Consider the following 12,649-nt stretch of genomic DNA (forward strand, 5'->3'; position numbering starts at 1 on the left):
CCTCAGAAAAACGCGGCGATATCCGGGGCGCGCCGGACGAACAGTGGGCGCTATGATAGCAACCTCATCGGCTAATAAACAGAGGCTGCATCAGGCTATTCGCTAAAACTATTTTCTGCTGTTAGCGCCACTTATTCTGCTTCCACCACTGGTTTTATCTCCTTCCGTCGCAGAGGTGTCTTCAGCCTTTGCGCCAGCCAGACGCCAGCCAGCGTCATCCCGCCGCCAACAAAGTGATAACCGTGTAACGGCTCATGCAAAAAAATAACGGCAATAGCGGCGGTAATGAGTGGCATCAGGTTCATAAACAATGATGAGTTGCTGGCCCCAAGGCGTAGCACGCCCTGGATCCACAGATAAGGTGCAATAAGCGAGGCGCCAAGCCCGGCGAATATCACCAGGGGAATATTCTTCATGGTCAGGCTGACATCCGGCGCCCGTAGAAAACCGGGCAGTAGCATCAGCACGCCAAATAAAATTTGCATATATAAGCTCTGCCAGTTTGGCAGGGTCAACGACCAGCGTTTCGTTAACACGCCATATAAAGCGTAAGAGGCGGAAGCGACCAGCATCATCAGCTCACCTTTGCCCAGTCCGTGCTGAAATAATTGCTGTGGATGGCCAGCAGTGACCAGCCATGTCAGACCGGCAAATGAAATCAGACTGCCAGCTACAATACCGCGGGTGGGTGCCAGTCGCAGTAGCACGACGCTGAATAACACGGTGAGTAAAGGAATCAGGGCGTTCAGGATACCGATAAACAGTGCGCTGACGCTATGTGCGGCGTAGTAGGCAAGGCTCTGGTAGAGCACCATGCCCAGCAGCCCGAGAAGGAAAAGCCGCCACCAGATCCGGCGGATTTCAGCGCGCTGGCGCCATACGCCGGGCAGGGCAATCGGCGTCAGAATAATCAGCGCCAGCAGCCAGCGGTAAAAAGAGATGGCTGCCGGGTCGATAGCCGTGGCGGAAAGTTTGCTGACAATGGCATTTACCGACCAGATAAAAACCGCCAGAAGGGGAAAAAGCACGTTCATAGATCACCTGATACCGCTGTTATCAGGTTCCATTGTAGCTTGTCTTATTTTCCACAGATAATTAAAATCAGACAAAATAAGCGCCGGATAAGACAATGCACCAACAGCGAACGTTCCATGCTGCGCGAGCAGAAGAAGCTAAAACGGTTTTCTTTCGTTATGAACGGGCGAATGCGCAAACCGAATATCTTCCTCATTGTCATCCGTGGGGACAGGTGATATTTGTGCGCGAAAATATTCTGGAGATTTTTATTGCCGGCCAGCGTCTGTTAACCCCGGCCGGTTATCCGGTTTGGGTGCCGCCGGCGATGGAACATGCCAGCTATAACCGCAAACAGGCGCATTTTCGCACGTTTAATCTGCCAGCCGGACTCTGCAGCGCCATGCCGTCCTACCCCTGCCTGCTGAAGGTCAGCGCGGTGGTGATGGCGATTATGGATGAATGCTCAGCCCGCCATTTACTGATGCCGGTGACGCCGGAGGAGCAGCGTCTTTGCCAGGTATTGTGCGATCAGTTACTGCGTGCCAGTCCGCAAAACAGCTATCTGCCAACCAGTCAGGATAAGCTGCTGGCCCCGGTACTCGCTGCGCTGGAAGCCCATCCCGGCGACAATACCACGCTGGCACAATGGGCGAAGCGGGTATTCACCACGGAACGCACGCTGGCGCGCCGCTGTCAGTCTGAACTGGCGATGGGTTTTAGCGAATGGCGTCAGCGACTGCGTTTTTTACATGCTATTGCATTGCTGGAACAGGGATTAACCGTACAGGAAACCGCCCTTGAACTGGGCTATAGCTCGGCGTCGGCGCTGATTGTCATGTTTCAGCAGCAGGCGGGTACCACGCCTGAACGTTACCGGGGACAGGGGCAAAAAGAGCGCGAACAGCCACTATCAGACGGTTAATTACGGCTGACGTTGTGGCATTATCTGTTACCTGTCTTTACTATCAGGACGCACGTTGTGAAAATTCTGGTTGATGAAAATATGCCTTACGCCCGCGAGCTGTTTAGCCGCACGGGTGACGTTGTTGCGGTTCCCGGACGTGCTATTCCGCCAGAACTGCTTAATCATGCTGATGGGCTGATGGTGCGCTCGGTAACCCATGTTAATGGGCCGCTGCTAACGGGAACCCCGGTGAAGTTTGTCGGCAGCGCGACGGCGGGCACCGATCATATTGATCACCAGGCATTGCTGGCGCGCGGAACGGCGTTTTCCGCTGCGCCAGGCTGTAATGCCATTGCCGTGGTTGAGTATGTTTTATCGGCCTTGTTATTGCTGGCGGAACGTGACGGATTTTTGCTCAGTGAACGTACCGTCGGTATTGTTGGCGTGGGCAACGTTGGCGCGCGTTTGCAGCAGCGTTTACAGGCGCTGGGGGTGCGTACCTTGCTTTGCGACCCGCCGCGGGCTGAACGCGAAAAAGATCGGCATTTTACCGATGTTGATAGCCTGATTGCCGAGGCTGACATTCTCACACTCCATACGCCATTGTATAAAGATGGTCCTTTTCGTAGCTGGCATCTGATGGACGAAACACGTTTGCAGGCGTTAAAACCCGCTAGCATTCTGATTAACGCCTGCCGGGGCGCGGTGGTGGATAATCAGGCGTTGCTCAGGCTGTTGCAGCAGCGCAGCGACCTCAGCGTGGTGCTTGACGTCTGGGAACCGGAACCCGATTTATCTCTGGCGCTGCTGGCAAAGGTCGATATTGCCACCGCACACATTGCCGGTTATACCCTGGAAGGAAAAGCGCGCGGAACCACCCAGGTTTATGAGGCCTGGTGCCGTTTTCTTGGCGCGCCGGATCCGGTGGCGCTGGCGTCACTGCTCCCGGTGGCAGATTTTTCTGCCGTTGACCTGCATGGGGCCGTTGATCAGGCAACGCTGAAACGACTGGCACATCTGGTGTATGATGTGCGCCGTGATGATGCGCTGCTAAGAAAACATGCGGCGTTAGCCGGCGGGTTCGATCGCTTGCGCAAAACTTACCAGGAACGACGTGAGTGGTCGTCACTGCATGTAACATGCGATAATCAACAAATTGCATCACAGCTCAACGCATTAGGCTTTAGTGCGTCTGTGCGCTGAATCATGCCATCCTGTGATGCGGGAAAAATCTGAATCCAGGGCGGTGAATATCACCGCCCTCTGTTTTTACGATACTGTCTGGAGTTAAAACCATGTCTGACGGCTGGAATATTGCGCTACTGGGGGCAACCGGTGCCGTAGGGGAGGCGCTCATTGAGCTGCTGGCTGAACGTCAGTTTCCGCTGGGTAACCTTTGGCTGCTGGCCAGCGAGCGCAGTGCCGGTGAAACCGTGCGTTTTGCCGGGCGCACACTGCAGGTTAATGATGCGCAAAATTTTGACTGGTCTCAGGCTCAGCTGGCCTTTTTTGTTGCAGGCCGCGAGGCTTCGGCACGCTATGCCGAAGAGGCGGCGGAAGCGGGTTGTCTGGTAATTGATAGCAGCGGGCTTTTTGCCCTGCAACCTGATGTCCCGCTGGTGGTACCTGAGGTGAATCCTCAGGTACTAACTGATTACCGTAACCGCAATATTATCAGCGTCGCACACAGCCTGACCTGCCAGCTGTTAACGGCGATTAAGCCACTGATCGACGAAGCCGGCCTGGCGCGACTGAGTGTTACCAGCCTGTTATCGGTATCAACACAGGGCAAAGCGGCGGTAGACTCGCTGGCTGGGGAAAGTGCACGTCTGCTAAATGGTATACCGGTGGATGAGGCTTTTTTTGGTCGTCAGCTGGCGTTTAACCTGCTGCCGCGGTTAGCGGATGCACAGGGCAGCGTCAGCGATGAACGTTGCCTTGTCGACCAGCTGCGCAAAGTATTACAGGATGAGGGATTGCCGGTGGCGACCAGTACCGTGCAGGCGCCGGTTTTTTATGGAACGGCGCAGATTGTTCAGCTGGAAAGTCTGCGTCCACTCTCTGCTGCAGAGGCGCGGGAGCATTTGCAGCGTGCTGACGATATTTCATTATCAGAAGAATCCGATTATCCGACTCCGGTCACCGATGCTTCAGGTAATGCCAGGCTTAGCGTGGGTAATCTGCGTAATGATTATGGTATGCCGGAGCAGCTACAGCTGTGGACCGTGGCTGATAATATCCGTTTTTCCGGGGCATTGATGGCGATAAAAACAGCTGAGAAGCTGATTGAGGAGTACCTGTATTGATAGATGAAACGCCGGATACTGGGGCAGGATATAAAATTGCGCTGGGGGTGGAGTACGATGGCAGCCAGTATTATGGCTGGCAGCGACAGCAGGAGGTGGCCAGCGTGCAGGCCTGCCTTGAACAGGCATTATCCCGGGTGGCTAATCATCCGGTAACGGTGTTTTGTGCCGGCCGCACCGATGCCGGTGTTCACAGCACCGGCCAGGTGGTGCATTTCGACACGCCGTCAATTCGGGCTGATGGTGCCTGGACGCTGGGGGTAAATGCTAACCTGCCGCCGGATATTGCTGTGCGCTGGGCAAAACAGGTTGACCCGCGTTTTCATGCCCGTTTTAGTGCTACCGCTCGCCGTTACCGGTATATTATCTATAACCACCGGCTACGCCCGGCAGTACTGGGGCGGGGCGTGACACATTTCTATCACCCGCTGGATGCAGAAAAAATGCATCATGCTGCCCAGTGTTTACTGGGGGAAAACGATTTTACTGCTTTTCGTGCTGTTCAATGCCAGTCACGTACTCCCTGGCGTAATCTGATGCACATTCAGGTGCGCCGCTACGGGGCTTATGTGGTGGTGGACATTAAAGCTAATGCCTTTGTTCATCATATGGTACGTAATATTGTGGGTAGTTTGCTGGAGATTGGTTGCGGTAATCAGCATGCTGGCTGGATGGCCGAACTGCTGGCGGCGAAAGATCGCACACTGGCAGCGGCAACGGCCCGCGCTGAAGGCTTATATCTTGTCGCAGTGGATTATCCGGGCGAATTTGCATTACCACACTCCCCAATGGGGCCGTTGTTCCTTGAAGATTAACGCCAGATGGTAAGAAGGATGTTTGCATGGAACTGATTCATCAGTTAATTGATTTTATATTGCACATTGATGTTCATCTGCAGGCGCTGGTGGCCCAGTATGGCGTCTGGATTTATGCCATTCTGTTTCTGATTCTGTTTTGCGAGACCGGGCTGGTGGTGACGCCTTTTCTGCCGGGAGACTCGTTGTTATTTGTCGCCGGTGCGCTGGCGGCGGTTCCTGGCAGCGCGCTTGATGTTCATATGATGGTCTTTTTACTGTGCGTTGCAGCCATCGCTGGTGATGCAGTGAATTACACCATTGGCCGGCTGTTTGGTGAGCGATTATTCAGTCGCCCGGACTCAAAAATTTTCCGGCGCAGCTATCTGGATAAAACCCATCAGTTCTATGAGCGACACGGTGGTAAAACCATTATTCTGGCGCGTTTTGTACCGATTGTTCGTACGTTTGCGCCTTTTGTTGCCGGAATGGGCAGTATGTCTTATCGCCATTTTGCCCTGTACAATATTTCTGGTGGTATTCTTTGGGTGGTGTTGTTCTCTTATGCCGGTTATTTCTTTGGCAACCTGCCGGGAATCAAAGAGAATATTCATTATCTGATTGTGGCAATCATTTTAGTTTCTGTTCTGCCCGGCGTTATTGAAGTCTGGCGTCATCGCCGTGCGGCGCGCCGCCAGCAAAATGTTCAGTAAAACCGCATACCGCCCTGTGGCCCGCTTTGTCAGCTAACGACTTATCTATCCGGTGATATCAGCGTGACGTCACCGGTATTCAGTCAGCTTAGCTAACGCTGCTATTATTCATGTCTGTCTGGTATTTTAAGCTTGCGCAACGGCCTCGTTATACAGCTTAAAGTCTATCCAGTACCTGTCATAAATGAAGCGTTTCACTTGATCACTGACCACGACATCTTCTTTTTTTAACGAAGCAGAATGTGTGTTCATATGTTTGATTTTGAAACTTTTACCGGACCTTTGCTCGATAATTTCTTCCAGTAAATGGAGCTTTTCTATTGGTATAATTTTATTTATATTAAAATTGCTTATAAACGTGTGCTGGGGGGCGAAGTGCGGGTCTATTTCGTGATCCGGAACGCATGAGATATATTTGATAAGCTCAATGAAACTCACCTTTTCTGTTGCCTCTCTTTCAAAATATTTCCAGATGGCGTCAGTATTTCTGCGGATGATTTTATCCCTGACCGACTGCACTACCAGATGATTGTAAGCGCTTATTAGTCTTTTAAAGGGGTCTTTCATGATAGCCACGCGTAGATAATCAGGTGAGTTCAATGCTTCATGGATGATACGGGGAGGCAAATCTTTTATTAATACGCCTGTCTCATTTTCTTCAATTGCAGCATGAAACTTATGCTCTTCATTGCCATGAGTCTTAACGTATTGATCAGTTATCGGTAGTTTTTCCCAATCGATTCCTTTGTAGTTCAGAAAAGCTTCGGTGAGCGAGGTGTGGGCATTTTTAGCGATAGGAACGTAGACAATTTTTGCCTCGGGTAATATACAAATTTTTCGCCCTACCTTCACGCGTGGATACGTTAATATGTTGTTATTTTTTTTAAACTCGGTCTGAATAAAATAGATCGTACTCCAGATCTTTCAACGCCCGCGAAGACTGCTTATACATCGCCATCCCCTGTGGATCTGCTTCGCGTTGCAGATAATAATTATACGCAAAAGAGATGTCTGTTTCATTCATGCTAAATATTCCGCTGATAATGATTTGGACTTATATTTATAGCATCTCATGATTTTATTACATAGTCCGGAGCGGTAATTAACGGAACATTTTGTAATGATAATCGTAAGACAGTAATTTGACAGCTTTCTGATAATAATTTAATCTCACCAAAATTTACTAAAATAATACATAAATCATACAATTAGGCTGATATTAATATTTTTATGTAAATATTGAAATATCTGGTTAAGGGTTTTTATTAATTTTGAAATTTTCAAAAAAATATGTTCAACGCATTCTGTTGCTGGCCGTTTTCGTACGTGGAATGAGAAGGACTCACTGGGCAGGCTGTGCCCCGGTAAGGAGCCGTCGGCAGAGGGCTGAAAGATACAGACCAGAAGCGCCCGGAGAATATTAAAATTTTTTGATAAATACTGGTATCACCCATTGGCCACTATGCTATGTCATGCCTGGTCTGGATGTTTGTCAGTAATTTAACCCAATGAATGAGTTTAAATTAAATATATTAACTATAAGTTAACGCAATGGGAGTAAAAATCGATGCATTTTTTTGAACCTTTCAGAACCGATGTTAAAGACGGTGATTTAATTTATGGAGTGAGGGAAGAACGTAGTTTTTTGGTCAGGAAGAATAACCTTCATAATAGTCAATTTCCTTTTTATATAGATATGTATGCGGTAATGCCATATGAAGAAGAAATCCAGAATACTAAACCGACTAGTCAATTTATCCCTAAAGCACCCGATCAGGATGATTTCTCTGAAGTAATAAAACAGCATGAAAAATACAGCAGGATTATTGAGGATGACTGTCCGTCTGCAATAAATGTCGCCAGGAAATGTAAGGGTGGGTTGTTGTGGATAACCGGAACCCAGTCTGACAGGCATATTCATTTTATATTAGATAGATTGAATATTAATCAGGTTGTTCATAAGAATCATGAGAGGGACTGGGAAAACAAACGATCTAAATCTATAACAGGTTGTGAATTAAGATGGATTTATAGAAACAGGCATAATCCAAATGTCATAAATAAAGTTCAGTTCTGGAAACATCAGCGCCCAGTATGCCCTCCATGGGAAACTTCTGCTTCCCACGATACCCCCTTTCCATGGGTGATAGCTACTTTCTTGCGGCAGCAACGCCATAAGGTATGGAATGACTATCGACCAAAGTCACTTTATCCGAATAATAATGATCGTAAAAATCGCAATGTCCGTTGTTCAATTTCATAGCGCAGATGCGCTGATGAGTACGCTGACAGAACAATGTTTTCAGGCTGACTGAAGCCGTAATCCTGTTCTCACTGACACCGGCCATTGTTTTTTGAGGGTAATGGGCATGCCGTCGGTCAGTCGAGTAGCTATAGTAGCTAATTTTGCAATATTCGCCTGATGATCTTTCACGTGTTTTTATAAAAACGAAGTGAATAAGATAGTTGCAAAACAGGATAAGGCGCAAACAGCCAGATTATTCACTTAATCTTATAATATTACGACTTAAAATTAATCTGACATCTCATCTGGTCAGAACAATGGGAGTAAAAGGCGATGCCTTTTTTTGAACCTTTTAGAAGATATATTCAACCCGGTGATCTTATTTATGGACTGCATGAGGAACGTACTATTTTTATTGGATGTAATGATATTCCTGAAAAGGTATTTCCGCTGTGTATAGACAGATACGCCGTAATGGCCTATGAAAAAAAACAGCAGCGTATTAATCCACATTCTCAATATCATCCTAAAGCACCAGACCAGCGTTTGTTTTTGAAAATGATAAAAAAACACCCGAAATATCGTTGTATTCGCAAAGCCAAATATCATAAGGATGTAAATGTTGCAAGGAAATGTAAAGGCGGATTGTTGTGGGTAACCAGCTTGCAGGCTGACAGGCATATCCACTTTCTCTTAGATGGATTAGATATTCATTCGGTTGTTCATAAAAATAATGTTCGGGACTCTAACGACAGACAATTTAAATCTATAACCGGTAGCGAGTTAAGATGGATTTACAGAAACAGACATAATGAAAATGTCAGAAATAAAATTCAGTTCTGGAGGGGATTCCAGGCCGTATGCCCACCATGGGCGGCATTTTCTTGCCGCGAAACGTTCTCTCCCTGGTCGATTGGCACTCATCTTCGGCAACAATGCCGTGAATTATGGAGTGACTATCAGCCAGGGTCACTTGATCCGGTTAATAATGATTGTATAAATTGCAATATTCGTTGTGCCATTTTAGGGAATAGATGTCTTGTATGTATCGCAACAGATTCGCTTTTGCTGGCTGACTGAGGTCAGCTCAAGCCCTCGCTAGCATGGGCAAAAATGTCTTCTGAGGGCATTGACCATTCAGACAGCTGAGCGGAGGACTGAACGGCCTAAAAAGCGCCATGCTGATGGTGAAAAGCATCGCGCTTTTTCACTGACGCTGAGCGGTAAATAAATGCAGTCAGGCGCGTGGTTGTGCTGCGATTCTTCTTCGTTTCCTGTCGGGTAAGCGACAGTGTGAGCAGGACATTGCCCATCTTTATTTGCCGTCGCTATTACTAGTCTGGCGCACCAACGGCAGGTGACAGATGTGATACGCGGGTTTAAATAATCTATAGTTTGGTATAAATCTGTTCGTCAACACAGAGAGGGATTGACTGATATTTTTTATCGGCCGACGCCGGACGCTATGAATTCGGCTGTCAGATGAGTATGTATCTCATTGATATACAGGTGGCGTAATGGGGTGGATTGTGGTCTAATGACGCATAAATACTACGCCAGATAATTCCTCAAGTCCCTGATTTTAAACAACAAACCGGATTATTTATTATCAATGAGCTGGATTGAACGAATACTCAGTAAAAGCACAACCCCGACGCGTAAAGCCAGTATCCCTGAAGGTGTCTGGACCAAATGTGATAGCTGTGGTCAGGTGCTTTACCGCGCCGAATTACAACGAAACCTGGAAGTTTGTCCCAAATGTGACCATCATATGCGTATGCATGCACGTGAGCGGCTGCACAGCCTGTTAGATCGGGGAACGCTGCATGAACTGGGCAGTGAGCTGGAACCGAAAGATGTACTGAAGTTCCGCGACTCTAAAAAGTACAAAGATCGCCTGGCCGCAGCGCAAAAAGAAACGGAAGAAAAAGATGCGCTGATCGTCATGAAAGGTGAACTGTACGGTATGCCGGTGGTTGCCGCAGCGTTTGAATTTTCTTTTATGGGCGGCTCAATGGGGTCGGTGGTCGGCGCGCGTTTTGTCCGTGCGGTGGAACAAGCGCTTGAAGACAACAGTCCGTTGATTTGCTTTTCTGCTTCCGGCGGAGCACGTATGCAGGAAGCGCTGATGTCGCTGATGCAAATGGCGAAAACCAGCGCCGCGTTAGCAAAAATGCGCGAAAGAGGTTTGCCTTATATCTCGGTACTGACCGATCCGACAATGGGTGGGGTCTCTGCCAGCTTCGCTATGCTTGGCGATCTTAATGTCGCCGAACCTAAAGCGTTGATTGGTTTTGCCGGTCCGCGGGTCATTGAACAGACAGTACGCGAGAAATTACCTGCCGGTTTTCAGCGCAGTGAGTTTTTAATTGAGAAAGGGGCGATTGATATGATTATTCGCCGCCCGGTCCTGCGTTTCACACTGGCGAAAATACTGGCAAAAATGATGAATCTGCCAGAACCGGAAGAAACGTCATTTCAGGCAGACAGTGCCATTGAGCGCCATGAAGCCTGATCGATAACCGGGAGGCGCTTCCTCCCGTCATCTATCGTCACTAACTAACGGTATCCATGGACAATCTTCAAACACCTGAAGCCACGTCGCCCCTTGCGACGTGGCTTTATTATCTGGAAAATCTGCATAGTCAGACAATTGAACTGGGTCTGACCCGGGTGCGACAGGTTGCTGTGGCGCTCGATCTGCTTAAACCGGCGCCATTTGTTTTTACCGTAGCGGGCACTAACGGTAAAGGGACGACCTGCCGCACGCTGGAAACGCTGTTACTGGCCGCAGGATTCCGGGTTGGCGTTTACAGTTCACCCCATCTGGTGCGCTATAATGAACGGGTGCGCATTCAGGGGCACGAACTTGCAGATCCGGCGCACACGGAGGCCTTTGCTGCGATTGAGAAAGGTCGCGCTGCAACATCATTAAGCTATTTTGAATACGGTACGCTGGCGGCGCTATGGTTATTCCGTCAGGCTATGCTTGACGTGGTGATTCTTGAGGTCGGACTCGGTGGCCGTTTAGATGCTACTAATATTATTGATGCCGATGTTGCGGTGATTACCAGTATTGCGCTTGACCACACCGACTGGCTTGGCCCTGACCGTGAAAGCATCGGCCGGGAAAAAGCCGGTATTTTTCGTGCCGGCAAACCCGCGGTGGTGGGGGAGCCGGATATGCCTGACAGCATAGCCACAGTGGCACAAGAGAAGGGCGCTCAGCTGCTGTGTCGTGACCGGGACTGGTGGTTACAGCAGAATGATAATAGCTGGACATTTTGCCATAACGGCGCGGTACTTGATGGGTTACCACTGCCACAGATACCGCTGGCAAATGCCGCTACGGCCCTGGCAGCCCTGGCAACCTCAGGACTGATGGTCAGTGAAGCGGTTATTCGCAGTCATATCGCAAGCGTGGTATTGACAGGCCGCTTTCAGACAGTGCAGTGGTCACCCAGAGTTATCCTTGACGTGGCACATAATCCACATGCTGCCCGCTACCTTGCCGGCCAGATAGCCCGGATTATGCCACGGGGGAAAGTGCATGCCGTGGTCGGGATGTTACAGGATAAAGATATTGCCGGTACGCTGGCCGCGCTGGCCGAGGTGGTTGATGACTGGTATTGCGCCCCGCTGCCGGGACCACGTGGTGCCAGTGCGCAGCAACTGACGCTGCATCTGCCACAGGCAAAAAATTATGATTCAGTTACCATTGCCTGGCGACAGGCGATGACGCAGGCCTCGGAACACGATATTGTGCTGGTTTGTGGCTCGTTTCACACCGTAGCTGATGTACTGGAAACAATGGAAACGGAGAAGGGTCGTGGCCAGTAAGTTTCAGAATCGCCTGGTGGGGACGGTAATAATTGTGGCGCTTGGTGTCATTATTCTTCCGGGTCTGCTGGACGGTAAAAAAAAGCATTATAAAGAAGAATTTGCTGCCATCCCGCTGGTTCCAAAACCCGGTGACCAGCAGGATACGGATATGGTACCGCCGGTAACCCAGTCATTACCGGCCCAGCCGCCGGAAGGTGCAGGGGCTGCGGCTTCAGCGAACAGCGGCGTGGCCGCTCGCGGCGACAATCCTGCCAGCAGTGCCCCTGAGCAGACGGACCGGCCGGCGGTTGTCACACCACCGCCGCTAAAACCGGCCTTGCCGAAACCGCTTCCAGCGAAACCGGCTGCGCCTGAAGCGATTGAAAAACCGCCGGCCAGACCGGAGCACCCGGCGCCGCCAAAATCAAGGCCGGCTCCTGCGCCCGCACCGCAGACAGAAAAAGTGCCTGTCGGTCAGGCCTGGGTGGTACAGCTCGGTGCGCTGAAAAATGCCGCCCGGGTAAATGAAATCGTCGCCCGGCTGCGCTTATCAGGTTACCGGGCTTATACGGTTCCTGCCACACCGGTGCAGGGACAAATTACCCGCATCTACGTCGGACCAGATGCCTCGAAAGCCAAAATGCAGTCTGCAGTGGGTGAACTGAAAGCGCTAAGCGGCTTGGGGGGCGTGGTTAAACCTTATAGCGTGCGTTAGAGGGTTGCAGCGGTTCAGCCTCCGTAAATGTGGCTGAATCGTTGTGTTTTGCGTCATTTTTCCGGCGTGAATCTATGTTGATTTATGGTAAATTAACCCATTATCTACACGGCAGGTTTTTCTTTCCCGCCAG

The 12,649-nt window shown here is 49.8% G+C and carries 12 protein-coding genes; 10 read left to right on the forward strand and 2 right to left on the reverse strand.

The window, feature by feature from the left end; all coding sequences use genetic code 11:
* Positions 1–131 precede the first annotated feature (131 nt).
* Positions 132–1,034: a DMT family transporter gene (locus tag BL249_RS01275; protein ID WP_099705102.1), complete on the reverse strand. Its 903-nt coding sequence runs from the start codon at positions 1,032–1,034 to the stop codon at positions 132–134.
* Positions 1,035–1,129: 95 nt separating this feature from the next.
* On the opposite strand from BL249_RS01275, the gene BL249_RS01280 reads away from it, so the two are divergent.
* From BL249_RS01280 to BL249_RS01300, 5 genes are all read left to right on the forward strand, one after another.
* Positions 1,130–1,939: an AraC family transcriptional regulator gene (locus BL249_RS01280; RefSeq protein WP_099705101.1), complete on the forward strand. Its 810-nt coding sequence runs from the start codon at positions 1,130–1,132 to the stop codon at positions 1,937–1,939.
* A gap of 57 nt (positions 1,940–1,996) precedes the next feature.
* The gene (gene pdxB, locus BL249_RS01285) at positions 1,997–3,124 is read left to right on the forward strand and encodes a 4-phosphoerythronate dehydrogenase PdxB (RefSeq protein WP_099705100.1); all 1,128 of its coding nucleotides are present in this window, start codon (positions 1,997–1,999) and stop codon (positions 3,122–3,124) included.
* A gap of 92 nt (positions 3,125–3,216) precedes the next feature.
* On the forward strand, positions 3,217–4,227 hold the full coding sequence (locus BL249_RS01290; RefSeq protein WP_099705099.1) for an aspartate-semialdehyde dehydrogenase: 1,011 nt from the start codon (positions 3,217–3,219) through the stop codon (positions 4,225–4,227).
* On the forward strand, positions 4,227–5,042 hold the full coding sequence (gene truA / locus BL249_RS01295) for a tRNA pseudouridine(38-40) synthase TruA (RefSeq protein ID WP_099705190.1): 816 nt from the start codon (positions 4,227–4,229) through the stop codon (positions 5,040–5,042). Before BL249_RS01290 ends, truA begins: the two co-directional genes overlap by 1 nt.
* A gap of 26 nt (positions 5,043–5,068) precedes the next feature.
* Entirely contained in the window at positions 5,069–5,734 is a 666-nt protein-coding gene (locus tag BL249_RS01300) for a DedA family protein (protein WP_099705098.1), read from the forward strand.
* 126 nt (positions 5,735–5,860) lie between these two features.
* Here BL249_RS01300 and BL249_RS01305 read toward each other — a convergent pair whose 3' ends face one another.
* Positions 5,861–6,586 (reverse strand): sulfotransferase family 2 domain-containing protein, encoded by a 726-nt coding sequence (locus tag BL249_RS01305; RefSeq protein WP_158233082.1) that lies wholly within the window; start codon positions 6,584–6,586, stop codon positions 5,861–5,863.
* Positions 6,587–7,301: 715 nt separating this feature from the next.
* Here BL249_RS01305 and BL249_RS18590 point away from each other — a divergent pair.
* The 5 genes from BL249_RS18590 (at position 7,302) to dedD (ending at position 12,516) form a co-directional block, all read left to right on the forward strand.
* A complete protein-coding gene (locus BL249_RS18590; RefSeq protein WP_143354762.1) occupies positions 7,302–7,997 on the forward strand; it encodes a hypothetical protein in 696 nt (231 codons plus the stop codon).
* Positions 7,998–8,312: 315 nt separating this feature from the next.
* Positions 8,313–9,059 carry a hypothetical protein gene (locus BL249_RS18595; RefSeq protein WP_143354763.1) on the forward strand — a complete coding sequence of 249 codons (747 nt, stop codon included), beginning with the start codon at positions 8,313–8,315 and terminating at the stop codon, positions 9,057–9,059.
* Positions 9,060–9,591: 532 nt separating this feature from the next.
* Positions 9,592–10,494 (forward strand): acetyl-CoA carboxylase, carboxyltransferase subunit beta, encoded by a 903-nt coding sequence (accD, locus tag BL249_RS01320; RefSeq protein WP_099705094.1) that lies wholly within the window; start codon positions 9,592–9,594, stop codon positions 10,492–10,494.
* A gap of 56 nt (positions 10,495–10,550) precedes the next feature.
* The gene (gene folC / locus BL249_RS01325; RefSeq protein ID WP_099705093.1) at positions 10,551–11,819 is read left to right on the forward strand and encodes a bifunctional tetrahydrofolate synthase/dihydrofolate synthase; all 1,269 of its coding nucleotides are present in this window, start codon (positions 10,551–10,553) and stop codon (positions 11,817–11,819) included.
* Complete coding sequence (gene dedD / locus BL249_RS01330) at positions 11,809–12,516, forward strand: cell division protein DedD (protein WP_099705092.1); 708 nt, start codon at positions 11,809–11,811, stop codon at positions 12,514–12,516. Before folC ends, dedD begins: the two co-directional genes overlap by 11 nt.
* The last annotated feature ends 133 nt before the right edge of the window (positions 12,517–12,649 follow it).

It is taken from the genome of Erwinia sp. OLFS4, from assembly GCF_002752165.1.
Lineage (GTDB): Bacteria > Pseudomonadota > Gammaproteobacteria > Enterobacterales > Enterobacteriaceae > Izhakiella.

Bases quoted from the DNA above. Each gene is read 5' to 3' on its own strand.
- BL249_RS01280 (WP_099705101.1), top strand. From the start codon at position 1,130: ATGCACCAACAGCGAACGTTCCATGCTGCGCGAGCAGAAGAAGCTAAA.
- BL249_RS01275 (WP_099705102.1), bottom strand. From the start codon at position 1,034: ATGAACGTGCTTTTTCCCCTTCTGGCGGTTTTTATCTGGTCGGTAAAT.
- BL249_RS01290 (WP_099705099.1), top strand. From the start codon at position 3,217: ATGTCTGACGGCTGGAATATTGCGCTACTGGGGGCAACCGGTGCCGTA.
- folC (WP_099705093.1), top strand. From the start codon at position 10,551: ATGGACAATCTTCAAACACCTGAAGCCACGTCGCCCCTTGCGACGTGG.
- accD (WP_099705094.1), top strand. From the start codon at position 9,592: ATGAGCTGGATTGAACGAATACTCAGTAAAAGCACAACCCCGACGCGT.
- BL249_RS01300 (WP_099705098.1), top strand. From the start codon at position 5,069: ATGGAACTGATTCATCAGTTAATTGATTTTATATTGCACATTGATGTT.
- BL249_RS18595 (WP_143354763.1), top strand. From the start codon at position 8,313: ATGCCTTTTTTTGAACCTTTTAGAAGATATATTCAACCCGGTGATCTT.
- BL249_RS18590 (WP_143354762.1), top strand. From the start codon at position 7,302: ATGCATTTTTTTGAACCTTTCAGAACCGATGTTAAAGACGGTGATTTA.